The organism is Streptomyces rubiginosohelvolus (assembly GCF_014649875.1).
In the GTDB taxonomy this organism is placed as follows: Bacteria; Actinomycetota; Actinomycetes; order Streptomycetales; family Streptomycetaceae; genus Streptomyces; species Streptomyces rubiginosohelvolus.
Map to the genome: position 1 here is coordinate 300506 of NZ_BMTW01000003.1, position 22770 is coordinate 323275.

At 70.3% G+C, this 22770-nt stretch carries 28 protein-coding genes and 4 pseudogenes; 17 read left to right on the top strand and 15 right to left on the bottom strand.

Annotated features, from left to right (window positions below; translation table 11 throughout):
* The first annotated feature begins 657 nt into the window (after positions 1-657).
* Positions 658-1056 (top strand): VOC family protein, encoded by a 399-nt coding sequence (locus IE134_RS11175; protein WP_030708158.1) that lies wholly within the window; start codon positions 658-660, stop codon positions 1054-1056.
* On the opposite strand, the pseudogene IE134_RS11180 reads toward IE134_RS11175, so the two are convergent.
* Positions 1028-1391: pseudogene (locus IE134_RS11180) on the bottom strand (alpha/beta fold hydrolase); the annotation flags it as partial. The gene IE134_RS11175 and the pseudogene IE134_RS11180 sit on opposite strands and share 29 nt — an antisense overlap.
* Positions 1392-1418: 27 nt before the next feature.
* Here IE134_RS11180 and IE134_RS11185 point away from each other — a divergent pair.
* On the top strand, positions 1419-1922 hold the full coding sequence (locus IE134_RS11185) for a GNAT family N-acetyltransferase (protein ID WP_098894478.1): 504 nt from the start codon (positions 1419-1421) through the stop codon (positions 1920-1922).
* Between the two features lie 96 nt (positions 1923-2018).
* Entirely contained in the window at positions 2019-2783 is a 765-nt protein-coding gene (locus IE134_RS11190) for a hypothetical protein (RefSeq protein ID WP_098019587.1), read from the top strand.
* 76 nt (positions 2784-2859) lie between these two features.
* Here the strand turns inward: IE134_RS11190 and IE134_RS11195 are convergent, their stop codons facing one another.
* From IE134_RS11195 to IE134_RS11210, 4 genes and pseudogenes are all read right to left on the bottom strand, one after another.
* Positions 2860-3501 carry an ATP-binding protein gene (locus tag IE134_RS11195; protein ID WP_229823492.1) on the bottom strand — a complete coding sequence of 214 codons (642 nt, stop codon included), beginning with the start codon at positions 3499-3501 and terminating at the stop codon, positions 2860-2862.
* Between the two features lie 85 nt (positions 3502-3586).
* Positions 3587-4066, bottom strand: a pseudogene (locus IE134_RS11200) (HEAT repeat domain-containing protein); the annotation flags it as partial.
* A gap of 21 nt (positions 4067-4087) precedes the next feature.
* A complete protein-coding gene (locus IE134_RS11205) occupies positions 4088-4360 on the bottom strand; it encodes a hypothetical protein (protein ID WP_030708171.1) in 273 nt (90 codons plus the stop codon).
* 60 nt (positions 4361-4420) lie between these two features.
* On the bottom strand, positions 4421-5647 hold the full coding sequence (locus IE134_RS11210; protein ID WP_189430347.1) for a serine hydrolase domain-containing protein: 1227 nt from the start codon (positions 5645-5647) through the stop codon (positions 4421-4423).
* A 248-nt stretch (positions 5648-5895) separates the two neighbouring features.
* On the opposite strand from IE134_RS11210, the gene IE134_RS11215 reads away from it, so the two are divergent.
* Complete coding sequence (locus IE134_RS11215; protein WP_030708174.1) at positions 5896-6408, top strand: hypothetical protein; 513 nt, start codon at positions 5896-5898, stop codon at positions 6406-6408.
* 100 nt (positions 6409-6508) lie between these two features.
* On the opposite strand, the gene IE134_RS11220 is transcribed toward IE134_RS11215, so the two are convergent.
* Both IE134_RS11220 and IE134_RS11225 read right to left on the bottom strand, forming a co-directional pair.
* Positions 6509-6718, bottom strand: a complete 210-nt coding sequence (locus IE134_RS11220; RefSeq protein WP_030708176.1) for a DUF397 domain-containing protein — start codon at positions 6716-6718, stop codon at positions 6509-6511.
* Positions 6715-7542, bottom strand: a complete 828-nt coding sequence (locus IE134_RS11225) for a helix-turn-helix domain-containing protein (RefSeq protein ID WP_189430350.1) — start codon at positions 7540-7542, stop codon at positions 6715-6717. The genes IE134_RS11220 and IE134_RS11225 overlap by 4 nt, the downstream gene beginning before the upstream one ends.
* A 107-nt stretch (positions 7543-7649) precedes the next feature.
* Between IE134_RS11225 and IE134_RS11230 the strand changes: the two genes are divergently transcribed.
* From IE134_RS11230 to IE134_RS11250, 5 genes are read left to right on the top strand one after another with little or no spacing between them, the layout of a single operon-like run.
* Positions 7650-7910, top strand: coding sequence for a hypothetical protein (locus tag IE134_RS11230; RefSeq protein ID WP_030708185.1), 261 nt, complete (start codon positions 7650-7652; stop codon positions 7908-7910).
* On the top strand, positions 7907-8113 hold the full coding sequence (locus IE134_RS11235) for a hypothetical protein (protein ID WP_030708187.1): 207 nt from the start codon (positions 7907-7909) through the stop codon (positions 8111-8113). The genes IE134_RS11230 and IE134_RS11235 overlap by 4 nt, the downstream gene beginning before the upstream one ends.
* The gene (locus tag IE134_RS11240; RefSeq protein WP_189430352.1) at positions 8110-8496 is read left to right on the top strand and encodes a hypothetical protein; all 387 of its coding nucleotides are present in this window, start codon (positions 8110-8112) and stop codon (positions 8494-8496) included. Before IE134_RS11235 ends, IE134_RS11240 begins: the two co-directional genes overlap by 4 nt.
* Positions 8497-8525: 29 nt before the next feature.
* Positions 8526-8936 (top strand): hypothetical protein, encoded by a 411-nt coding sequence (locus tag IE134_RS11245; RefSeq protein WP_189430354.1) that lies wholly within the window; start codon positions 8526-8528, stop codon positions 8934-8936.
* A 9-nt stretch (positions 8937-8945) separates the two neighbouring features.
* Complete coding sequence (locus IE134_RS11250) at positions 8946-9314, top strand: hypothetical protein (RefSeq protein ID WP_189430356.1); 369 nt, start codon at positions 8946-8948, stop codon at positions 9312-9314.
* A gap of 26 nt (positions 9315-9340) precedes the next feature.
* On the opposite strand, the gene IE134_RS11255 is transcribed toward IE134_RS11250, so the two are convergent.
* On the bottom strand, positions 9341-10105 hold the full coding sequence (locus tag IE134_RS11255) for an aminoglycoside adenylyltransferase family protein (RefSeq protein ID WP_126931386.1): 765 nt from the start codon (positions 10103-10105) through the stop codon (positions 9341-9343).
* Positions 10106-10361: 256 nt separating this feature from the next.
* On the opposite strand from IE134_RS11255, the gene IE134_RS11260 reads away from it, so the two are divergent.
* The gene (locus IE134_RS11260; protein WP_189430358.1) at positions 10362-11126 is read left to right on the top strand and encodes an alpha/beta hydrolase; all 765 of its coding nucleotides are present in this window, start codon (positions 10362-10364) and stop codon (positions 11124-11126) included.
* Positions 11127-11157: 31 nt separating this feature from the next.
* Here the strand turns inward: IE134_RS11260 and IE134_RS11265 are convergent.
* Positions 11158-11721, bottom strand: a pseudogene (locus tag IE134_RS11265) (MmyB family transcriptional regulator); the annotation flags it as partial.
* Between the two features lie 52 nt (positions 11722-11773).
* Between IE134_RS11265 and IE134_RS11270 the strand changes: the two are divergent.
* On the top strand, positions 11774-12724 hold the full coding sequence (locus IE134_RS11270) for an SDR family oxidoreductase (protein WP_098019593.1): 951 nt from the start codon (positions 11774-11776) through the stop codon (positions 12722-12724).
* Between the two features lie 153 nt (positions 12725-12877).
* Positions 12878-13243: pseudogene (locus tag IE134_RS11275) on the top strand (GNAT family N-acetyltransferase); the annotation flags it as partial.
* Positions 13244-13297: 54 nt separating this feature from the next.
* On the opposite strand, the gene IE134_RS11280 reads toward IE134_RS11275, so the two are convergent.
* The 3 genes from IE134_RS11280 to IE134_RS11290 form a co-directional block, all read right to left on the bottom strand.
* Complete coding sequence (locus tag IE134_RS11280) at positions 13298-13519, bottom strand: DUF6243 family protein (protein ID WP_030708210.1); 222 nt, start codon at positions 13517-13519, stop codon at positions 13298-13300.
* 211 nt (positions 13520-13730) lie between these two features.
* Positions 13731-13934, bottom strand: a complete 204-nt coding sequence (locus IE134_RS11285; protein WP_030708212.1) for a hypothetical protein — start codon at positions 13932-13934, stop codon at positions 13731-13733.
* Positions 13935-14034: 100 nt separating this feature from the next.
* The gene (locus IE134_RS11290; RefSeq protein WP_030708214.1) at positions 14035-15417 is read right to left on the bottom strand and encodes a glycine--tRNA ligase; all 1383 of its coding nucleotides are present in this window, start codon (positions 15415-15417) and stop codon (positions 14035-14037) included.
* Positions 15418-15594: 177 nt separating this feature from the next.
* Here IE134_RS11290 and IE134_RS11295 point away from each other — a divergent pair, with 177 nt between their 5' ends.
* The 4 genes from IE134_RS11295 to IE134_RS11310 all read left to right on the top strand — a co-directional run bounded on the left by IE134_RS11295 (position 15595) and on the right by IE134_RS11310 (position 18850).
* Positions 15595-16623 (top strand): metal ABC transporter substrate-binding protein, encoded by a 1029-nt coding sequence (locus IE134_RS11295; protein ID WP_189430360.1) that lies wholly within the window; start codon positions 15595-15597, stop codon positions 16621-16623.
* Between the two features lie 45 nt (positions 16624-16668).
* Positions 16669-17451: a metal ABC transporter ATP-binding protein gene (locus IE134_RS11300; protein WP_030708218.1), complete on the top strand. Its 783-nt coding sequence runs from the start codon at positions 16669-16671 to the stop codon at positions 17449-17451.
* Positions 17451-18350 carry a metal ABC transporter permease gene (locus IE134_RS11305; protein WP_010064183.1) on the top strand — a complete coding sequence of 300 codons (900 nt, stop codon included), beginning with the start codon at positions 17451-17453 and terminating at the stop codon, positions 18348-18350. Before IE134_RS11300 ends, IE134_RS11305 begins: the two co-directional genes overlap by 1 nt.
* Before the next feature lie 65 nt (positions 18351-18415).
* Positions 18416-18850, top strand: a complete 435-nt coding sequence (locus IE134_RS11310) for a Fur family transcriptional regulator (RefSeq protein WP_006124317.1) — start codon at positions 18416-18418, stop codon at positions 18848-18850.
* A 76-nt stretch (positions 18851-18926) separates the two neighbouring features.
* On the opposite strand, the gene IE134_RS11315 is transcribed toward IE134_RS11310, so the two are convergent.
* From IE134_RS11315 to IE134_RS11325, 3 genes are all read right to left on the bottom strand, one after another.
* The gene (locus IE134_RS11315) at positions 18927-19742 is read right to left on the bottom strand and encodes an isoprenyl transferase (protein ID WP_030708221.1); all 816 of its coding nucleotides are present in this window, start codon (positions 19740-19742) and stop codon (positions 18927-18929) included.
* A gap of 62 nt (positions 19743-19804) precedes the next feature.
* Positions 19805-20551 carry a DNA repair protein RecO gene (recO, locus tag IE134_RS11320; protein ID WP_006124319.1) on the bottom strand — a complete coding sequence of 249 codons (747 nt, stop codon included), beginning with the start codon at positions 20549-20551 and terminating at the stop codon, positions 19805-19807.
* Positions 20552-20591: 40 nt separating this feature from the next.
* Positions 20592-21302 carry an AraC family transcriptional regulator gene (locus tag IE134_RS11325; protein WP_189430361.1) on the bottom strand — a complete coding sequence of 237 codons (711 nt, stop codon included), beginning with the start codon at positions 21300-21302 and terminating at the stop codon, positions 20592-20594.
* A gap of 103 nt (positions 21303-21405) precedes the next feature.
* On the opposite strand from IE134_RS11325, the gene IE134_RS11330 reads away from it, so the two are divergent.
* The gene (locus IE134_RS11330) at positions 21406-22731 is read left to right on the top strand and encodes an MFS transporter (RefSeq protein WP_229823493.1); all 1326 of its coding nucleotides are present in this window, start codon (positions 21406-21408) and stop codon (positions 22729-22731) included.
* The last annotated feature ends 39 nt before the right edge of the window (positions 22732-22770 follow it).

Here is a 22770-nt window from a genome sequence, read left to right on the forward strand (position 1 = left end):
CCTTCCAGGTTTTTTCCGCAGGCTGTGGCATAGGCGGACATTCTGCGCCCCACCCCGGGCCTTGCGGCAAGCCCCCCTGTGCGCTATAAGTTGAGCACGGCGAGGAGAGGTTTCTCCTCGCCTTTGTGCTGCGTACGGGCCTCAGCGCGCCCTCCGGCGGCTACTGCTGACCGCCGGCCGGTGCCCCGCTGGGCGGCTGTCCTCCCGGGCCTCCGCCGCTCACGCCTTCCGGTCCTTCCCCGCCCGGGGCGTCGCCCCCGGTGGGCTCGGTGCTGGTGTCGATGGGCACGGTCAGGGTCGCCGTGTAGCCGGCTCCCGGGGATCCGCTGGTGGCGGCGAGCTGGTGGACACCGCCGTCGTCCCCGAAGACGTTGTCGGTCTTGAGGGTGAGCTGGGCGAGGTTCGCGACGGAGGACTCGTAACCGGCCGTCGCGAAGACGGTGTCGCAGACCTTCTTGGGGACCGCCAGTTGCGAGGTCGACAGCCGCTTGTCGTAGTCGGTGACGGAGTCGAGGTCGGGGGGTCGCGGTCAAGTCCCGTAACCTGCCGCGCCGCCCCGGCTACTGACGACCAGTCAGCTCAAGCACACGTAAGGCCGCGGCCCGCAGGGCCGGCACCCTCAAGACCACATTCCGCAAGCCCATGAGGAGAAGCACCTTGCAGATCACCGCCTCCACCGCCTCGCTCACCGTCGACGATGTCGCCGCGTCCCAGCGGTTCTTCACCACGCATCTCGGCTACACGGAGCAGGCGGCTGCCGAGGGGTTCGCCTCCCTGACGCGCGACGACGCCGCCATGGACATCGTCCTGCTGGCACGGGGTACCGGAGTGCTGCCGGCCGACCAGCGCGATCAGCGGGCCTCGGGCCTGATCCTCGCGTTCACGACCACCGGCCTGGAGGCCGAGGAGAAGCGGCTGCGTTCCGAGGGCGTCGACATCACCATGCCGCTGCGCGAGGAGCCCTGGGGCGAACGCCTCTTCCAGGTCACCGACCCCAACGGCGTGATCGTTCAGTTCGTCGAGTGGGTCACGCCGTCCGCCCCCGAGGGTGCCTGAGCGCTACCGCCGTGGCGCGTACGAAGCCCTGCGGGTTGTCCAGCATGATGTTGTGGCCGCAGTCCGGGACCGGAACGACGGACACCCCGGCCCGGGTGAGTGCGTCGGCGCCCGGGAGGGGGCCGTCGGTCTCGGGCAGCAGATAGGTTCGGGGAATCCTCAGCTCCACCAGCAGTTCGCGCAGGGTGGGGACGGTCCCCCGGACGAGATGGGTGGCGGTGCGGTGCAGGGCCTCACGCCCGGCGAGGCGCATGGTGGACCACCAGCCGGGAGACCAGATGGGGGTGGCGGGCGGCGAGAACGACGGCCACCGAACCGCCCATGCTGTGCGCGAGCCCCGACGACCGACCGGAGTCCGCCTCATGGCCGAGGAAAAAGAGACGCCCGACGGAACGACAACGCTCCACGGAACGATGACCCGCCTCGTCCCGACCACAGAGGCTGACCTGGACCTGCTGGCCGGGTGGTTCGCCTCCCCGGACTTCGTCGCGTACTGGGGCGGCGTACCCCTGTCACGTACCGAGGTGGCGGCGAAGTACGTCGGACGGCGTCGGCCGCGCGTGGAGTCCTACCTGGTGCTGGCCGAGGGCGCCCCGGTGGGCTACGCCCAGTTCTGGTACGCCGACGAGGCCGAAGGCGGCATCGACCTGGTGCTTCAACCGGAAGCCCAGGGATGTGGGTTGGGCCCGGACGCCACGCGGGCGCTCCTGGCGCACCTCGGCGGCGAGCTGGGCTGGCGGCGCGTGACCGTCGATCCCGTACGCGAGAACGTACGGGCTGTGCGCGCGTGGGAGAAGGCGGGATTCCGGCAGGTGCCGAGCGAAACCGGGGAGCTCCTGATGGAGTTCCGCTTCCCCTCATCGTGATGCACGGGTGCACAACCTTGGATGGATGCCGGGTGTCTGTAAAGCGTTGGAGGGACGAGCCTCCGACGCCTTTCCGTACGGAGAATCGGGGTTCAGGTGGGGAAGCAGGTCTGGAGAGCCGTCGTGGCCGGAGGTGCGGCGGCGGTGTTCACGGCCGTGGCCGCGGCGCCGGCCGGTGCGGCCGAGGGCGGGGCCTCGTTCAGCCGTATCCAGGTGAACGGCGGCAAGCCGATCGTGATCGGGACGACGAACGAGGTCAAGGTGCCCGTGTCCTTCCGGATGACCACCACGAAGCAGTGGAAGGTGCCGGGGTTGCTGTTCCTCCACCGCAACAAGGGGGAGGAACAGCTGTGGCACTCGATCGAGACGAATGACTGCCCCAACCGTCTCGGCATCTGCGACATCACGGAGACGATGTACTTCGACCCGAGCGAGTGGGACATGTACAACAGCGAGGCCGGGGCCTGGAGGGTCGGGGTCCAGGTGCGCTTCAAGGACGGCAGCGGTGACACCGACGACAAGGGCATGGCGGTGTACGTCCAGCGCAACTCGCGCCTGACCGTCAACGCCTCGCCGGAACCGGTGGGCAAGGGCAAGACCATCACGGTGACCGGGAAGGTCACGCGGGCCAACTGGGAGACCAGGAAGTACGCCTCTTACGGAGGCCGCCACGTCAGCCTGCAGTTCAAGCCGTCCGGCTCGGCCTCCTACACGACCGTGAAGAAGGTGTACGCGAACGGCTCGGGCAACCTCAAGACGACCGTGAAGGCGTCCAAGACGGGTACGTGGCGCTGGGTGTACTACGGCAACACGACCACCGGGGCGTCGACGTCGTCCGGGGACACCGTCGTGGTGAAGTGAGGCCACGGCGCCGGGGTCGGGGTCGGCCGCAAGCAGGGCGGGCCCGGGCCCCGGCGCTGTGCGCCCCTGAGGCCGGTCACCGCCCCGGCGGACGGCACAGCGCGAAGGTGAAACGGTCGGCGGCTTCGCCGGGCGTGACCGACTGGCGGCGTCCCGGCACGTCGTGGACGGCGGCCGCGCCCTCGTCCCGGAGCCGGTCGACACCGGCGTCACGGCTCATCACGTCCGCGTAGGCGCGGACGTCCACCTCGGTGAGGTCCGTACGGCCCCGCTCGGTGTACTGCTGGAGAAGATCGGCGACGTCCGGGGCGAACCGCAGAACGGTCACCGGGGCGCCGAAGCGCCGGGCCAGGCCGATGAGCCGCTCCCGCGCCTGGGGCGTGACATTCGTCGACTCGGCGATCACGCTGAGCCCGGCGGAGAGCCGGGCGACGATGCGACGGTCGCGCTCCTCGAAGATCCGCGCGTCGGCGGCGTCGGCCGCGCCGGAGTCGGCCGACTCGGCCGAAGCGCCGAACAGCTCCGTACGAATCTCGTCGCTGGACACCACCGCCTCCACGTCGACCTGCCGCCGCTCGACCAGCGCCCGGACGAAGCCCGTCTTGCCGGAGGCGGGCGGACCGACGAGGACGACGAGTCCGGCGGGAATCCGGATCGGCGGGGTGAGGTCGTGGGGGCGAGGGTGACCGCCTGCGCGGTCCGGTGAGTTCTCCGGCACGGGCCCATCCTGCCGGGTGCGGCACAGGTCCGCCTCGGCCGGTGGGCAGGAGCGCACCGCCCCGCCGAGCAGCCGCCCCCAAGAGTCACTCCGGCTCGCGGACCGCTTCCACCGCCTCCCGGACATCCGGGTGCGGGTCGTCGGCCAGGCCGTCCAGCAGTTCGGCAACACCGGGAGTGGACCAGCGGGCGACCGCCCACACCAACTCCTCCCGCACCCCGGGGTCGGGGTGGGCCGCGAGGCGCTTCAACCGGTCGACCGGGCCGCGCCGACGCATGCCGAACCAGTGCAGGGCCTCCCGCAGCGCGGCCGGGTTCGCGGGGTCACCGGCTTCGACGCGGGCGAGGAGCACCGTGACGGGTGGCGGCGGGCCGTCCAACGGATGCGGCAACCGCTCGCGCAGGCGCCGCGCCCCGTACCCGCCGCGCACGCGGCACCCGAAGCAGGTGCAGGGGCGCACACCGTGTGCGTCCGGGAGGTACCGCCAGCCCACGACCTGCGGCGCGCTGCGGATCCGGTACCCGTACCAGCCGAACGAGCCCTGAACACGCGCCCGCCACCCGCGCCGAGTTCCCCGCGGGGCGCCTCAGATCTCCTGGGGGTGGCCGCCGTCGCCCTCGACGACGAGCCGGTCCGTGCCGGGCTCCTCCGCCCCCTCGACGACCGTCACGTCGACCGTGCCGTCGCCGGTGGTGTCGAACTGGTAGAGATCCGCTCTGCCGTCGCCGGTCGTGTCCGTCATCCACACGTCCGGCTTGCCGTCGCCGTTGGTGTCGGCGCTGAGGAGGAGGTGGTTCTCCTCGCCCTGGGTCGGAGCCACTTCTTCAGTACCTGTGTCGGTGCTTATGTTGGTTTCCATGGCGGCCGGTTGCCCCCGGGCCATGGTTCAAAACCGCTCGGAGCGCGGCATCGCGATCCGCTACGACAGGGCCGCCGAGTCCTGCGGCGTGAGTTGGTCGATGATCTGCTTCGTGAGCTCGATGGCGGGTGCCGTGCCGTCGGGTGACTGGTTGAGGTTGGTGAGCACCACGATGGTGGTGCGGCTGCCCGGGTCGTAGCCCATGAAGCTGTTGTAGCCCGGGATCTCACCGTCGTGGCCGATGTATCCCAGGATGTTCGCGACGCCCAGGCCGTAAGTCGGTGCCCCGGGGAGGTCGGAGGTCGGCACGAAGGTCAGTCTTTCGCGTTGCACTGCGGGGCTGAGCAGGGTTCCCGTGGCGAGGGTCTTCGCCCAGCGACGCAGGTCGTCCGCCGTGGAGACGGCCGCTCCGGCGGACCACGCCAATGAGGCGTTGTCGCGCGTGGCGTTTCTGGGGTTGCCCGCCGACCAGTCTGCCCAGGCCGCGTCCTTGCCGGTCAGGACCGGGGCGGTCAGGCTGTCCACGTTGTCGATGAACATGTAGCCCTGAGCGTGTGGACGGGGGATCGAGCGACCGTTGGCGAAGCTGGTCTCCTCAAGTCCGGCCGGTTCGAAGACGCGTTCTCGGAGGAGGCGGGCGAGCGGTCGGCCTGTGACCTGCTCGGCGATGAGGCCGAGCAGCACGTAGTTGGTGTTGGAGTAGTGGTACCCGGTGCCTGGGGGAAAGTAGACAGGATGGCGGAAGGCGATGTCGAGGAGCTCCTGCGGGGACCAGTAGCGCTCCGGCTGCTGGTCGAGTTGCCGGTTGAAGCGGGGGTCCTCGGCGTAGTTGTACAGGCCGCTGGTCATCTGCAGGAGCTGGCGGATGGTGATGCGCCTGCCGTTCGGTACGCCTTGGCGGTATGCCGCCACGGGCTTGTCCAGGGCGAGTCTGCCCTCCTGGACGAGTTGCAGGATCACCGTTCCGGTGAAGGTCTTCGTGATGCTGCCGACCCGCATGTGGTCGCGGGCACTGATCGGCGTCCCGGTCGCCAGGTCCGCGGTGCCCAGCGCTGTGGTCCAGGTGCCTTGCGCGGGTGTGGACACGGACACGATGGCACCGGGAACGCGCAGCCGCTGCATGTGGGCCAGCAGATCCGCTGTCAGTTTCCGCGTGAAGGGTGTGTCCTGGGCGTCCTGAGAAGCGCGGGCGTCGGCGGACGCGACGGTGGTCGGGCCCCTGGGGACCGCAGGAGCGGGGGTGGCCATGGCGATGGCGATCGCACCGGCCGTCAGCGCGGCTGCCATGAGGCGCGGTCTCCGGGTGCGGGTGCCGAGTACGCGCGTTCCCGCCGTGCCGGGACGGACTTGTGCTCTCTGCCTGGGGTGCATCTGTGAGCCTCGATCCGCAGCAAGGGATGTGACCCCGCATGATTTAGCACCTGCTCGTCACTCCCGCCCCGGTTCAGCCACTGGTGGGCGTGGTGCGCCCGGTCGGCCGGCAGACCGCCGGGGCCGTCTCCCTGCGAGATCAGGGAAGATCCCGTGTTGTGAGTATGGGCATCTCCGGCTTCGAGCCGACCTTCCTCGTCGGGCTGGAAGCCGTCCGCGAGAACCACGGACCACGCTTTGCGGCGCTTGGCGGGCGGCGACTGACCGGGTACGCAGTCGTGCGCTTCGTGGAGGACGGGGAGTGGTTCGCCGATTGCCCGGTGCTGTTGGACTTCGAGGGCGTGCGGGTCGAGATCTGCCACTGGAAATTCGATGAGCTGTCAATCAGCTGGGACACCATCGACACCACAGCCGTGATCACCGGCTGGCAGTGGTCAGAGTTCACGCCGACGTGGTCCAGCGCGGACGAACGGCTCGAACCGTTCGTCGGCCAGGAACTCCGCGAAGTTTCCCTGCTTGAGTGGCGCCCGTCGGGCCAGGACCTGGCCGACGGCACCATCGCCGTCGAGTTCGCCTTCGACGCGGGTCGCTTCTGCATCGCCAACGGCCTCGACGAGAACAGCATTGAAGTGGGCGATCCCCACCCAGACTTCGTGCGGCATCAGCTTGGCTCGTGAGGGTCGGCTGAACACAACGGCTTCCGGGCCCCTGGCTTCAAACAGCCTGAGGCAGTCCCCGCCGTGCACGGCACGGCGGGGCGTCCTCCTGCTCTGTTCGTCAGACGGTGTCGAACGTCCCGCCCCGCACGCCCGCGACGAACGCCGCGAAGGCGGTGGCGGGGACAGCGACCACGGGGCCGTCGACGGCCTTGGAGTCACGGACCGGGACGATGCCGTGCGATGCGGTGAGGTTCGCGGCGACCTCGATGCAGTTGCCGCCGTTGTTGCTGTACGAGGACTTGAACCATCGGGGGGATTCGGTCGTCACAGGGTGCCCTTTCGCAACTGGCTGATCTTGGCCACCGACGCCGTCTGCGACAGCGACGCGCCCTGAAGTTGATGGTAGGCCGTCAGTATGGGCAGGACGAACGAGCTTTCCCGGTCGAGGTGCCCCTGAGTCTGCGACTCGGCGTAGCAGATCACGGACCGGTCCGGCAGCGTCAGAATGCTGACCGGCAGGTCGAACGTCCGCTGTTCACCGATCTCGTACGGAGCCACCTGGAGCAGGGTGTTGGGCAGCTCGGCGAACTCCACCAGCCGGTCCAGCTGGGCGTTCATGACAGCGGAGCCTCCGACCGGACGGCGAATACAGCTTTCGTCCATGGTCACGAAGAGCATGGGCGGATTCGGCCGCGCCAAAGCCGCTTGGCGCTCCGCCAGGAAGGACACGCGTTCGTCGGCCTGCTCCGGCGTGATCGCTCCCCGCCGTACGGCACTGTCGGCCAGGACCCGGGCGTACTCCGGCGTCTGCAACAGTCCAGGAATGATCCCGACTTCGTAGAGCCTGATCTCCACCGCCCGGCCCTCGTAGCGCGCGTACTCCGGGAAGCCCTCCAGCAGGGTCAGGTCCTTCATCGCCTGGACCAAGCGGCTGAATTTGTCGCCGGTCCCCAGCGCCCTGTCAACACTTCTCGCGAAGCGTGGAGTCGGAGAACGACGACCAGTTTCCACGGCCGAAATATGCGTCCCCGAGCAGCCCATGCGGCCGGCTAACTCATCCTGCGTCCAGCCGCGCGCGTCTCTGGCCTGCCTCAACTGCAAACCGAAGGAAACGTCCGGATCCTCGGGATCGAGCTGCTTGCGATTCACCATGCCGAAGCCCTAACTCTCTGAGCAAAACTCGCAGGTTGAAGACAAGGCCGACCCTAGGTCACGCTGAATCGCCCCGGTAGCCAAACGGCTACGGAGAGGAGCGATCGATGTACGGCGAGAACTTACGCCCGAATAGCCAGGAACCCCCCGACCTCCCCGCCCTCGGAACCCTCATGGTCGACACCAGCCGCGCCGACCGCGTGGGCGAATTCCGAGGCGTCGCCGGCCCCTACTGGTCGCTCCGGCCCGTCGGAGGCGGCGCGGAGTGGGAGGTCGAGCCCCGCCACGTACGCCCCGCGCTCCTCATAGAGCAGCTCCGCGCCCGTACCGCGCGGCTCAACGCCCGCAGCCGGGGTGAGGTCCTGTGAATCCGCATCCGCAGCCGCACCCCCTCGCCGAACTCGTCCGGATCGAGTCCGACCCGGCCTACCGAGCGCTCTTCTGCGCCGAGTTGGACGCAGCCATCCAGGACCGCTTCGCGAACCGCGCCGCCGTGGTCGCTGAGGTCCAGGCGGCGGCCGACCGGCTGCGGGCGTTGATCCTGCACGGCGAACCCGGGCCGTCCACATGACGCGGCGCGTCACCGGGTACGCCGCCGAGGTCACCGTCTCCGACGGGCAGCGGTTCGCCTCGCTCGGCGGGGTCGTCGTACGGAACCGGCGGCTCGTCCTCCTCTGGCTCCGGCGGCAGGCCCTCCGGCTGGCCAACGGTCACGGGCTCCCCCTCGCGCCCGAGCCCGTACGGCTGTCGACCGGCGACGATGTACAGCCGGTTCACTTCCACGGCTCGGACGCACCTGACGAGTTGCGCCGCTGGGCCACCCACAGCGCTCACCAGGACCACGCGATACAGGCCCTGGAGGCGGGGTTTCCCGCGCTGTTCACCGTTCTCGATCCCGCCGTCGGGCTGAGCCTGACGCTCGCCGGGTGGCGCGGCCGCCCCGGCGACCGGTAGTCCCCCGCCACGAAACGGAGTTGGACGTCGTGCTCCAGTGCTCCGCCGTCACGTTACTTCCGCCCGACGCCGTGCTGCGGCTCGCCGCCCCGGGCGCAGACGGCCCCGAAGACCCCGAGCCGTACGTCCTGTGCGAACTCGGCGAGCACGACAGCACCCCCACCGGCCCGCACACCGAACACGCCGCCTACCTCGGCCCCGGCCGAACGCCGGACTCACCGGCGCTCTGGTTCTTCTGGACCGGCAGCGGCCCCGGACGCACCCACCGGGCCGTGTCCGCCCCCTGGTGCCCCGCCGTCCTCCGTCGGCTCGACTCCGGCCTCGTACGGCGGTGCGCGCTCTTCGACCACCACCCCGCGTCCCACTCCTGGGACGTGACCGACCCGCTCGGCGACCTGATCGCGGAGCGGCTCGTCTCCGGCGGCTCCCCCGAAGGGTGATCCGTAACCGTGAACCAGTGCACCGCCGTCGCGTTACTGCCGCCCCCGGAGCACGTACTCGCTCTGTCGGCCCCCGGCCATCGCCCCGAGGCCGGACACGTCCTCTGCGAGCTGGGCGAGGGCCACGACGGCGATCACTCCGCGATGCTGTGGGACGAGGGCGGACGGCCAGGAAGCGCCGTCTGGGTCCGGTGGGACCGGAAGCGCGCCCGGCTCCTGCCACTCCCCTGGTGTCCCGCCCGCGCCTCCCGGAAGGCGGACGACGCGTGCGGGCTGTTCGCCGGGCACCCGTCCGGGCACGGCTGGGAGATAACCGACCCCACCGACGAAGCCATCACGCGGGACCTGGCCCGGCGGCATCCGCACCTGTTCCGCTAGGCCGTGTTCCGCGTCGCGGCGCCGACTCAGCCGGCACCGCTGCTCAGCCTTTCGATCTCGGCGAGCACACCGTCCACATGAGGTCGGACCCGCGTCCCCAACGCCTCGCTCCAGCTTTCCTCCGCGTATGAGCAGGTGAGGTAGAGCTGTCTGGCGTGCTCCAGCACGGCTCGGTGCTCAGGAGGGAGTTGGCCGACGGCCCAGTCGGCGGCAGCGTCCTTCGGCATGATCCGGCCGGTGGCGAGCGTGGCCCAGATGCGCGCGAGGGTCAGCAGGACGTTGCGGGTGTCGCCCTCCAGGTCGTCGAGCAGTTCGGGAATGCCCGCCACGCTCGCCCGGACCAGGTCGGCGTGCGGGACGGGGTCGAGGACCTGGGCCGGCCGGGGGCCGGTGAGGGGGGCGTCGCCCGTCAGCGTCATCGAGATCAGCAGGGCCAGATCGGGCATAGGCTCCGCCCGGGGCACCGTCCCGGCCTCGTAGTCGGCGCGCAGCCACTCGCCGTACAGGAAATCGCAGGTAGGAGAGTAACGCCAGGGCCGCACCTCGGACTGGACGACCACGGTGAGCTCGACCGGGCGGGCCGTGTCCCCAGAGCCGGAAATGCTGAGCAGGCCTTCGAGAAGCGCCCGACGTTCTTGCTCGTCCATCGACCTCCGGGAAACGAGCAGGACGTCCACGTCGCTGGCCGGTTTGAGACCTCCGAGCACGGAAGATCCGTGCAGGTAGGCGCCGATGAGATTCCCGCCCAGCACACGGTCGGCCCATCCCACGGTCTCCCGAAGCTGATTCATCGCGCCAGTGTCTCCCGCCGTCCTGCCTGGCTGCGGTCCGGACTGCGCCAGGTGTCGAACAGCCGGACAGGGGCCGGCCCGGAAAACCTTTTGGCGGCCCCCGACCCTCCCTGCTACGTTTTCGCGAGCCGTGCTGAAGACCGAGGAGGTGGTACCCGTGAACGCAATGTCGACATGGGTGCTCCCCTGCGGGGTCACGGTCGGGCGATAGGTCGTCCGGGAGCGCCGTTCACGCGCACTTCCGAAAGGCACGACCGTGCATTTCTCTTCCGAACAGCGACTCGACGACGCCGTGGTCGAGCGCGCATTCACCCTTGGCGAGATCCCCGGCATTCTGTGGACGCCCGCGGCCCTGCCCCCCGATTCCGTACCGGCGCCGCTGATCCTGATCGGCCACCCCCCGCTGGGGCTCGGCCGGATGTATCCCCGGCTGGCGGGGCGGGCGCGGCATTACGTGGCGGAGTACGGGTTCGCCGCGGCCACCATCGAGCTCCCCGGCAGCGGTGTACGGCCCCGCTGGGCCGCCGCCGAGCAGGCCCGCGCCGATCTGCGCCGGGCGATGGCTATTGAGAGCGGTGGGCCGGTCGGTGGCGAGATCATCGACGCCCTCATCCTTCCGCTGGTCGACCGGGCGGTGCCGGAATGGCAGGCCGTCCTGGACGAACTGCTGTCGCTGCCCGGGATCGGCGGGCCGGTCGGGTACGAAGGGGGCGTGATCTCCATCGGCGTCCGCCTCGCGGTCGTCGAGCCGCGCATCGTGGCCGCCGGTCTCTTCGCCGGAAGCCTCGTGCCCGCCGCCGTGTTCGAGGAGGCCCGCCGGGTCACGATTCCCCTGCACGTCCTGCTGCAGTGGGACGACGAGGGCAACGACCGGCAGGCGGCCCTGGACCTGTTCGACGCCTTCGGGTCCCGGGAGAAGACCCTGCACGCCAACCTCGGCGGGCACACCGGCGTTCCGCAGTTCGAACTCGACACGGGGGCCCGCTTCTTCGCCCGGCATCTGACGGGCGAGCCCCGCTGACCGGCGCGGGTGACGCGCTCCGCCACCTGGGTCAGCGCAGCGACTGTGTGCCTATGACCGACAGCAGCCGCAGCCGCTCGTAGCTCTCGCTGCCCGGCGCGGCCGTGTACACGAGCAGGCTGTGCGACTGGTCCGGGTCCAGCAGCCGCTGGCAGTTCAGCTCCAGGACGCCGACCTCGGGGTGGACGAAGCGCTTCACCTCGTTCGGGCGGATGCCGATCTCGTGCTCGTCCCAGAGCCGCCGGAACTCCTCGCTCCCCTCGCGCAACAGCTCGGCGCAGTACGCGGCCCGGGAGCCGGTCCCCCGCAGGGTGGCCAGCTCCCGCAGGCCGGAGGCGAACATCCGGGAGAGGAAGGCGTGGTCCTCGGCCACGTACTGCGCACGGGTGGCGGGGTCGGTGAACCACCGGTAGCCGATGCTGCGCGCGAGGCCGGTGTACCGGGTCGTGTCGCCGGTGAGGGCGACGCCGAGCGGGGTCTGCCGCAGCGTCTCACCCAGTTCGGTGACGATCTCGGCGGGGGTGTCGTCCAGCCGGTCCAGGATGCGGAGGAGGCCGGGGCTGATGTGTTCGCCGGTGGTGCCCGACCGCACCGGCCCCGCCGTCACAGGCCCGACCCCGGGGCCCGACCTCACAGGAGTGATCCTCATGGCCCGCCAGCCCATCGACCTCCCCGTCCCCGACCTCTCGGGCAAGCGCGCCGTCGTCACCGGAGGGAGCGACGGCATCGGCCTCGGGATCGCGGCACGGCTCGCCGCCTCCGGAGCCGAGGTCGTGCTGCCGGTACGCAACCCGCGCAAAGGGGAGGCCGCCGTCGCCGAGATCGCGCGGCGGGCACCCGGCGCGCAGGTGTCGCTGCGCACGCTCGACCTGTCCTCGCTCGACACCGTCGCCGCACTCGGCGACTCCCTCATCGACGAGGGCCGGCCGATCCATCTGCTGGTCAACAACGCGGGCGTCATGACCCCGCCCGACCGGCAGACGACCGCCGACGGCTTCGAGCTGCAGTTCGGCACCAACCACCTCGGGCACGTCGCCCTGGTCCTCCGGCTGCTGCCCCTCCTGCGGGCCGGGCAGGCCCGGGTGACCTCGCAGATCAGCGTCGCCGCCAACCGCAACTCCATCAACTGGGACGACCTCAACTGGGAGCGGACCTACAACGGCATGCACGCCTACAGCCAGTCGAAGATCGCCTTCGGGCTCTTCGGCCTGGAACTCGACCGGCGCAGCAAGGCCGAGGGCTGGGGCATCACGAGCAACCTCTCCCACCCGGGCGTCGCCCCGACGAGCCTGCTCGCCGCCCGCCCCGAAGTCGGCCGCGCCAAGGACACGTTGGGCGTCCGTCTGATCCGTCTGCTGTCCGCCCGGGGCATCCTGGTCGGCACCGTGGAGAGCGCGAAGTTCCCCGCGCTGTACGCGGCGACCTCGCCGGAGGCCCGGGGCGGTGCCCTCTACGGGCCGGGCGGGCCCGGCAACCTGGGCGGCCCGCCCGCCGAGCAGAAGCTCTACAGCCGGCTGACCGACCCCGAGGAGGCCCGGCGGGTGTGGCGGGTCTCGGAGGAGCTGGCCGGGGTAGCAAGTCAGCAGCCCGGTAAATGAGTTGCCCGTGCTGAGGAGCGGTTGTTAGCGTCACGCCGGCGCGAGAGACGCGTGCTCGGTGGGACAGGGAGGTTGATGAATATGGCTGCCGTCGGCTGCTTTCGTCATGCCCTTGTCCGGCCCGCGCGCTGACGACAGCGCGGCCCGGGTCGTCTCTTCGGCGAGCATCCCGCCTGGCTCGACGCCTACGGTCACCGCCTGGTGGTCGAGCGCGGGAGCGGCCTGGTGGTGGGCTCGATCGGCCTGTTCTGGCCGCCCGCCGAGGGCGTCGTCGGCATCGGGTACGGCATCGTGGCCTCCCGGCGTGGCCGGGGTTACGCCACCGAGGCCACACGGGCGCTCGCGGAGTTCGCCCTCACCGCGGCCGAGGTCCACACCGTGTCCGCCGATGTGGAAGGGGCCAACCCGGCCTCGGTCCGCGTACTGGAGAAGGCAGGCTTCCGGCGGTGGGCCGGCCCGGAGAGCGCGGACCAGCCGGCGCGATTCAGGATCACAGGTCCCGACTGCGTGCGGCGGTGAACGCCAGGGCCCTGGAGGCATTGCCTCCAGGGCCCGTTCGGTGGTGTCGCGGCGTCAGCTCTGCGTGGACGACGCGTTCTCGTCGGCGCTCGGCTCAGCGGTCGCGGCCGGCTGGGCCTCGGCGCGCTCGCGCATCTTGCGGACCAGCTCCTGCTTCTTGTCCTCGGCGACCTTGCGGTCGGCGGTGCGCGCGGAGCCCGCGCCCTGCTGGTCGGCGCGGGACAGCTTCTTGCGCTGTCCGCCCACGCCGAGGAGGTTGTTGCGGCTCTTGGCCATGGTGTTCTCCCCTACGGAAGGTGAAGTGAGTCAGGTGAAGGTGATCGGGGCCGGTCGCGCCGAGCCCCGGGCTGCGGCGGGGTGTGTGCACCCGCCGCGCTCTCACTCGTAGATCTGGAAGAACGAAGACATGCGGAAACCGTACCGCGCTCCCCGCGAGCACCGCACCAGGTTTTCCGGCCGCCGGGGGTCTCAGGCCGCCAGGGAGGGATCAGGCCGTCGGGTCGACCGTCGCCTGGTGAGCCTCCGCCAGGTGCTCCTCGGCCTTGAGCCAGGGCAGGAACTGCGCCGAGCGCCGCCAGGCGCAGGTGGTGCAGGTCAGCTGGCGCGTGACGCCCGACTTCCTTACCTGCACGACGTGTTCACGGCCGTGCTGGTCCCATCTGCTGACCTTGCTGGTGGTGATCGACGGCATGGCGTACCTCCCGGAACGGCGGCGGAGGCTCCGGTGGACCGTACGACGAAGCCCCCGGTTCCGTACCCGGAACCGGGGGCCTCACGCACACAAACGGGTGTCAGCAGCCGAGCAGACGCGCGCCCAGGTACGCCTGGATCTGGTCCAGCGAGACACGCTCCTGCTTCATCGTGTCGCGCTCGCGGACGGTCACCGCGTTGTCGTCGAGGGTGTCGAAGTCGACGGTGACGCAGAACGGGGTGCCGATCTCGTCCTGGCGGCGGTAGCGGCGGCCGATGGCGCCGGCGTCGTCGAACTCGATGTTCCAGTTCTTGCGCAGGTCGGCCGCCAGGCCCTTGGCCTTCGGCGAGAGCTGCGCGTTGCGGGACAGCGGCAGGACCGCGACCTTGACCGGGGCCAGGCGGGGGTCGAGGCGCATCACGGTGCGCTTCTCCATGACGCCCTTGGCGTTGGGGGCCTCGTCCTCGACGTAGGCGTCGAGGAGGAACGCCAGCATCGCGCGGCCGACGCCGGCCGCGGGCTCGATGACGTACGGCGTCCAGCGCTCCTGGGCCTCCTGGTCGTGGTAGCGCAGGTCGGTGCCGGAGGCCTCGGAGTGCGCCTTGAGGTCGTAGTCGGTGCGGTTGGCCACGCCCTCCAGCTCGCCCCACTCGCTGCCGCCGAAACGGAAGCGGTACTCGATGTCGGCGGTGCGCTTGGAGTAGTGGGAGAGCTTCTCCTTCGGGTGCTCGTACCAGCGCATGTTCTCCTCGCGCATGCCGAGGTCCGTGTACCAGTTCCAGCGCTGGTCCATCCAGTACTGCTGCCACTCCTCGTCCTCGCCCGGCTTGACGAAGAACTCCATCTCCATCTGCTCGAACTCACGGGTCCGGAAGATGAAGTTGCCCGGAGTGATCTCGTTCCGGAAGGACTTGCCCATCTGCGCGATACCGAACGGCGGCTTCTTGCGCGAGGTCTGGAGCACCTGGCCGAAGTTGGTGAAGATGCCCTGGGCCGTCTCGGGACGCAGGTAGGCGACCGAGCCGGAGTCCTGGGTCGGGCCGAGGTGGGTGGAGAGCAGACCCGAGAACTGCTTGGGCTCGGTGAAGGTGCCCTTGTTGCCGCAGTTGGGGCAGTTGAGGTCGGCGAGGCCGTTGACCGGCGGCTTGCCGTGCTTCTCCTCGTACGCCTCCTCCAGGTGGTCGGCGCGGAAGCGCTTGTGACAGGAGGTGCACTCGGTCAGCGGGTCCGAGAAGGTGGCGACGTGACCCGAGGCGACCCAGACGTCCGGCGCCAGGATGACCGACGAGTCGAGACCGACCACGTCCTCGCGCGCGGTGACCATGTAGCGCCACCACTGACGCTTCAGGTTCTCCTTCATCTCGACGCCCAGCGGCCCGTAGTCCCAGGCGGCGCGCTGGCCACCGTAGATCTCACTGCAGGGGTAGACGAAGCCACGGCGCTTGCTCAGGCTGACGATGGTGTCGATCTTGTCGGCGGCCACGGTGCTCTCTTCATACGACGATGACGAACGGCGAATGACTCAGGTTACCGGCGTGCGCACCCCCCGGATCAAATCGGTAGGGGCTCAAAAGAAGCCCTGCGGCTCCGGCTCGTGATCTTCCGGGCATCTCATCAGCCTTGTTGACAATCGTTTCCACTTTTGTTGAAAATGACTGTCATGAACGTACGTCGCCTCATACCCACCACCGCCGTCGCCGGAGCAGTCGTCCTCGGCCTGACCGCTCTCTCGGCCTGCTCCACCTCCGACGCGGCGGACGGGGGCAACGGGGACAAGCTGAAGGTGACCGCGTCGTTCTACCCGATGCAGTTCCTGGCCGAGAGGATCGGCGGCGAGCACGTCGCCGTCACCAGCCTCACCAAGCCGGGCGTCGAGCCGCACGACCTGGAGCTCACCCCGCGCCAGATCGGCTCCATCAGCGAGTCCGACTACGTGCTGTACCTCAAGGGCATCCAGCCCGCCGTGGACGACGCGATCAAGCAGTCCGGTGTGCAGAACACCGTCGACGCCGCGACCCTCACCACGCTGGAGAACCACGGCTCCGAGGTCAGCGGCCACGACCACGGCCACGAAGGCGAGGAGCACGCGGACGAGCACGGCCACGAGGGCGAGGAAGCCCACGAGGAGCACTCCGAGGGCGACGGCCACAACCACGGCGAGGAGGGCGGCGCCGACCCGCACATCTGGCTGGACCCGGTGAAGTACGCCGAGGTCGCCAAGGGTGTCGGCAAGTCGCTGGAGAAGGCCGACCCCGACCACGCCGCCGACTACAAGAAGAACACCGACGCCCTCGTCGCCGAGCTGGGCGAGCTGAACACGGCGTACGAGACCGGGCTGAAGAACCCGGCCACCAAGACCTTCATCACCACCCACTCCGCCTTCGGCTACCTCGCCGAGCGCTACGGGCTCACCCAGCAGGGCATCGCGGGCATCGACCCCGAGGCCGAGCCGAGCCCCGCGCGGATCCAGGAGATCCACACCATCGCGGAGAAGGAGAAGGCCACCACGGTCTTCTTCGAGACGCTCGCCAGTGACAGGACGGCGAAGACCCTCGCGAAGGACACCGGGCTGAAGACCGGCGTCCTGGACCCGCTGGAGGGAATCACGGACAAGTCCCGGGGCGCTGACTACATCGAGGTCATGGAGTCCAACCTCGCCGCGCTGCAGAAAGCCCTCGGCGCGAAGTGACCCGCACCACCCGCACCACTTGTGACGTTCGGATCGGAGGCGCTCATGCCGGAGCGTGAGAGCACCCCCCGCGAGGCCGTGATCAGCCTGCGCGGCGCCACGGCCACCCTCGGCGCGCGCCCCGTGCTGCGCGGGGTCGACCTGACCGTGCACCGGGGCGAGGTCGTCGCCCTGCTCGGCGCCAACGGTTCCGGCAAGTCCACCGCCGTACGGTCGGTCATCGGGCAGGTCCCGCTGACCGGCGGCAGCGTCGAGCTGTTCGGCACCGAGCTGCGCCGCTTCCGCCGGTGGGGCCGGATCGGGTACGTCCCGCAGCGCACCACGGCCGCGGGCGGCGTGCCCGCCACGATCCGCGAGGTCGTCGCCTCCGGCCGGCTGTCCCGTACGGGGCTGCGGTGGCCCGGGAAGGCGGACCGGGCGGCCGTGGACCGTGCCATCGAGCTGGTGGGCCTGGCCGACCGTGCGAAGGACTCCGTGAGCGCCCTGTCGGGCGGCCAGCACCAGCGCGTGCTGATCGCCCGCGCCCTGGCCTCCGAGCCGGAACTGCTGATCATGGACGAGCCGATGGCGGGGGTGGACCTGGCCAGCCAGGAGATCCTGGCCTCGACCCTGCGCGAGCAGGTGGCGCTCGGCACCTCCGTGCTGCTGGTGCTGCACGAGCTGGGCCCGCTGGAGCCCCTGATCGACCGGGCCGTCGTCCTGCGCGACGGCTGCGTGACGCACGACGGGCCGCCGCCCGAGGCGCTCGGCCAGCACGCCCTGCCCGGCCACGACCACGTACACCCCCACGCGGCCGCCGAGCCCGTCCGGACGGGACTGCTGACCTGATGCTCTTCGAATTCCTCAACCCTCCGTTCATGCAGCGGGCGCTCATCGCGGCCGTGCTGGTCGGGATCACCGCGCCCGCCATCGGCATCTACCTGGTGCAGCGGCGCCAGGCCCTGATGGGCGACGGCATCGGGCACATCGCGATGACCGGCGTCGGCCTCGGCTTCCTGCTCTCCACCAGCCCCGTGTGGATGGCGACCGCCGTCGCGGTGGCCGGCGCCGTCGTGATGGAGCTGATCCGCTGGTACGGACACACGCGCGGCGACCTCGCCCTGGCGATGCTGTTCTACGGCGGCATGGCGGGCGGGGTCATGCTGATCAACCTGTCCGACACCGGCTCCAACGCCAATCTGACCTCGTACCTCTTCGGCTCGCTCGCCACCGTCTCCGAGTCGGACGTCGTCGCGATCTGCGTCCTGGCGGCCTTCGTCGTGCTGGTCACGGTGGGGCTGCGGAGGCAGCTGTTCGCGGTCAGCCAGGACGAGGAGTTCGCCCGGGTCTCCGGGCTGCCCGTCCGGGTGCTGAACCTGCTGGTAGCGGTGACCGCGGCCGTGACCGTGACCGTCGCGATGCGGGTCGTCGGGCTGCTGCTGGTCAGCGCGCTGATGGTGGTGCCGGTGGCGGCCGCCCAGCAGATCACCAAGTCCTTCAAGGTCACGTTCGTGCTGTCCGTGGTGATCGGCACCGCCGTCACCCTCACCGGCACGGTGACCTCGTACTACCAGGACGTTCCGCCCGGCGCGACGATCGTGCTGCTCGCCATCGCGGTGTTCGTCGCGCTGACCGCGCTCGCCGCTCCGCTCGCGCGGAGGCGCGCCCGGGCGAGCGAGGCGAAGGGTGCCGAGTGCACCCTGGAAGTACCACCCGCCCGGCGGGGCGCGGACGACGTGCGCGTTTGAGTACGGCGCCCGGTCGGGCTGGCACAATGGCCCGACACATGTACGGGCGACACGAGGAGGCACCTGTGGCCACGGCGCCGATCAGTGGCACGAACGCAGCGCCGGTACGCGGCCGGTCCACCCGGCAGCGGGCGGCGGTGGCGGCGGCGCTCGACGAGGTCGACGAGTTCCGCAGCGCCCAGGAGCTGCACGACGTCCTGAAACACCGCGGCGACTCCGTGGGCCTCACGACGGTCTACCGGACCTTGCAGTCCCTCGCCGACGCCGGTGAGGTCGACGTCCTGCGCACCACCGAGGGCGAGGCCGTCTACCGGCGGTGCTCGACCGGCGACCATCACCACCACCTGGTCTGCCGGCTCTGCGGCAAGGCCGTGGAGGTCGAGGGCCCGGCCGTCGAGCAGTGGGCCGAGATGATCGCCGCCCAGCACGGCTATGTGAACGTCGCGCACACCGTCGAGATCTTCGGTACGTGCGCGGAGTGCGCCGAGAAGAAGGCGTAACGGACGGACGAGAGAGGGGCGGGCCCGGTGCACACGCACCGGGCCCGCCCCTCTCGCCGTGCTCACTTCTCCGTGCTCACTTGGCGGCTTCCGCCTCCTGCGCCCCGCCGAAGCGGCGGTCGCGCTGGGCGTACTCCAGGCAGGCCCGCCACAGATCCCGGCGGTCGAAATCCGGCCAAAGAACGTCCTGGAAAACCATCTCGGCGTAGGCGCTCTGCCAGATCAGGTAGTTCGAGGTGCGCTGCTCGCCGCTGGGGCGCACGAAGAGGTCCACGTCCGGCATGTCCGGGTAGTACGTGTACTTCGCGAAGGTCTTCTCGTTCACCTTGGACGGGTCGAGCTTCCCGGCCGCCACGTCACGGGCGATAGCCTGCGCGGCGTCCGCGATCTCGGCGCGACCGCCGTAGTTGACGCAGAAGTAGAGCGTCATCTTGTCGTTGTCCTTGGTCTGCTCCTGGGCGACCTGGAGCTCCTGGACGACGGACTTCCACAGCTTGGGCATGCGGCCCACCCAGCGGATGCGGATGCCGAGCTCGTCCATCTCGTCGCGGCGGCGGCGGATCACGTCGCGGTTGAAGTTCATCAGGAACTTCACCTCGTCCGGCGAGCGCTTCCAGTTCTCCGTGGAGAAGGCGTAGAGCGAGAGGTTCTTCACGCCCATCTCGATACAGCCCTTGAGGACGTCCATGACGACGCCCTCACCGACCTTGTGGCCCTCGGTACGGGGCAGGCCCCGCTCCTTCGCCCAGCGGCCGTTGCCGTCCATCACGACGGCGACGTGCTGGGGCACCAGCTCGCCGGGGATCTTCGGCGGCACCGCGCCCGAGGGGTGCGGCTCGGGGGTCTTGTACGTGCGCCGGTTACGGCCGCCGAGGATCCCGCGTACTGCCATGTGCTTCTCAGTCTCCCTGTGTCACTTCTCCACGCACCGCGCCGTCTGCCCGACGCACCGCGTCACTTCTCTACGTACCGCAGCGAGCGCAGGCCGCGCTCCAGATGCCAGTGCAGATAGGCGGACACCAGCCCGCTCCCCTCCCTGACATGACGCGCCTCGCACGCGTCCGCCGTCGCCCAGTCGCCGCTGAGCAGTGCGCTCAGCAGTTCGAGGGCCTGTGCCGAGGGTACGACGCTGCCGGGCACCCGGCAGTCACCGCATATGACGCCCCCCGCCGCGACGGAGAAGAACCGGTTCGGACCGGGCATTCCGCACTTGGCGCAGTCCTCGAAGCTGGGCGCGTACCCGTTGACCGCGAGCGAGCGCAGCAGGAACGCGTCCAGGATCAGATGGGGGGCGTGCTCGCCCCGGGCGAGGGTGCGCAGGCCGCCGACGAGCAGCAGATACTGCTGGACGGCCGGTTCGCCCTCGTGGTCGGTGAACCGCTCGGCGGTCTCCAGCATCGCGGTGCCCGCGGTGTAGCGGGCGTAGTCGGCGACGATCCCGCCGCCGTACGGGGCGATCGTCTCGCTCTGGGTGCAGAGCGGCAGCCCGCGGCCGACCAGCTCGCTGCCGCGCGCGAAGAACTGCACGTCGACGTGGGAGAAGGGCTCCAGGCGGGCGCCGAACTTGGACTTGGTGCGGCGCACCCCGCGGGCGACGGCGCGGACCCGGCCGTGGCCACGGGTCAGGATCGTGATGATCCGGTCGGCCTCGCCCAGTTTCTGCGTACGCAGCACGATGCCGTCGTCCCGGAACAAGCTCATGGGCCCATTGTCGCCCACCGGGGACGGCCTGCGGGAGCCTCTACCCGCGGTAGCTGCCGGGGGTGCGGCCCATGACGCGGGTGAACGTGTCGATGAAGGCGCTGGGGGTGGCCCAGCCACACGTGTGTGCCGCCTGTGTCACGGTCGCTCCCTCACTCAGTTCGATCATCGCCTGGAAGATCCGGGCGTTGGTGCGCCACTGGGGATAGGTTCCGCCGAACTCCGCGCGGAAGAGCCGTCCCAGCTGCCGCTCGCCCACGCCGACGCGTCCGGCCAGCCAGGTGAGGGTCCGGGGCTGGGACAGATCCCTCAGTACGAGGCCGCATGCGGCGGCCAGGCGGGGGTCGCGGGCCGTGGGGAGCTGCAGGGCGGTGATGTCGGCACGCAGCAGCCGGTCGTTGATCACACCGAGCAGCCGGCGCCGCTCGGCAGGTGCGAGGCCGGGCTCGGTGCAGGCGATCAGCAGTTCGCGCAGGAGTGGGCCCACCGCGATGACCGTCGGCGTCGTGTAGGGGAGCGTTGTCCGGCCGGTGGGGAACATCAGGGTGTGCACCGTCGTATGCCCGTGGACACGGTGTTCGTGCCAGGTGCGCGCGGGAATCCAGACCGCGCGCTGGGCGCCGGCCACCCAGGCGCCGTGATCGGTGCGTACGGCCAGGATGCCGTCGCTGACGTACACCAGCTGATGCTCTTCGTGCTGGTGCCGCTCGATGTACTCGCCGGGCAGATGACCGTGTCGGATATACGACATCACCCGTCAGAATATCGGAAGCCGTCATCGGGGTGGGCGGCCGATGGTGGATCTTGTGAGCCATCCTCCGCAGATACCCCCTCCGCCGGCAGATTCCGAGCCCGTGTCCTCCGCCTCCGCCGCCGGCGCCTCGCACGGGGCGGATCCCGGCGACGCGCCTCCGCGCGGCCGTACCCGTCCCGTCGGCCGTGTCCGGACCCTGCTGTCGCGCAGCGTGGCGGACACCCGGCCACTGTCCCTACCAGTCTTCCGGCGCACCTTCGTCGGGCAGAGCGTGTCCGTGATCGGCCTCATGGCTTCCTCGGTCGCCGTCCCCGTCGAGTTGTACGCGCTGACGCACTCCTCCGCGGTGGTGGGCGTCAGCGGACTCGCCGCGCTGCTGCCGACCGTGGTCTTCGGCCTCTACGGCGGAGCGGTCGCCGACGCGGTGGATCGCCGGAAGCTGTATCTCGGGTCGTGCTGGCTCACCTGGATCGTTTCTCTGGCCTTGATGCTGCAGAGCCTGCTCCACGTGCGGTCGCCCGCGCTGATCCTCGTCCTGGTCGCTGTCCAGTCCGGCGGGTTCGCCGTCTCCTCATCGGTCCGCGGCGCCATCGTGCCCCGGCTGGTACCCACAGGCCAGATCTCCGCCGCGAACGGTCTCCTCTACAGCGTCGGCAACCTCGGACAAGTACTCGGCCCTCTCCTCGCCGGTGTGCTGCTCGGCCTTCCCGGTGGGTTCGCCCTCGTCTACGGAGCCGACGCCGTACTCTTCACCGTCGCCCTCTACGCGGCCTTCCGGCTGCCCCGCCTCCCCTCCCCCTCCTGCGGATCCGCCGGCTTTCCCGGCCTGCGCTCGGTGGCGGACGGCCTGCTGTTCATCAGCCGTCATCCCGTGCTGATCATGTCTTTCCTCGTCGACATCGCCGCCATGGTGCTGGCCGCGCCCGAGGCCCTTTTCCCTCAAGCCGCGGCCGAACGGTTCCACGGCGGGGTGGGCCCGCTGTACTCCGCGATCGCGGCCGGAGCGCTTGTCGCCGGACTCTTCAGCGGCTGGATCGGCCGCGTCCGGCGCCAGGGCGTCGCCCTGACCGCGGCCGTGATCGTGTGGGCCACGGCCATCGCCGCCGCCGGACTGACCCGCACCCTGTGGGCCGCGATCGCCCTGCTGGCCCTCGCCGGCGCCGCGGACCTGGTCAGCGCCGTCTACCGGCAGACCATCCTCCAGTCCTACGTGCCCGACCACCTCCGCGGCCGCCTCCAGGGCGTCCACACCGTCGTCGTCGCGGGCGGGCCGAGACTGGGTGACCTGCGCGCCGGGACGATGGCCGCCGTCATTCCTCTCACCCTCGCCTGGTCGGCCTCCGCCTTCGTCTGCGCCGCCCTCGTCCTCGCGGCCGCCCTGGCCGTACGCCCGTTCTGGCGCTACCGGGCCGGGACTGCCGGCTGATTCGGGCCCACGAACGGCGTTGAGTTCCTGCGAACGCTG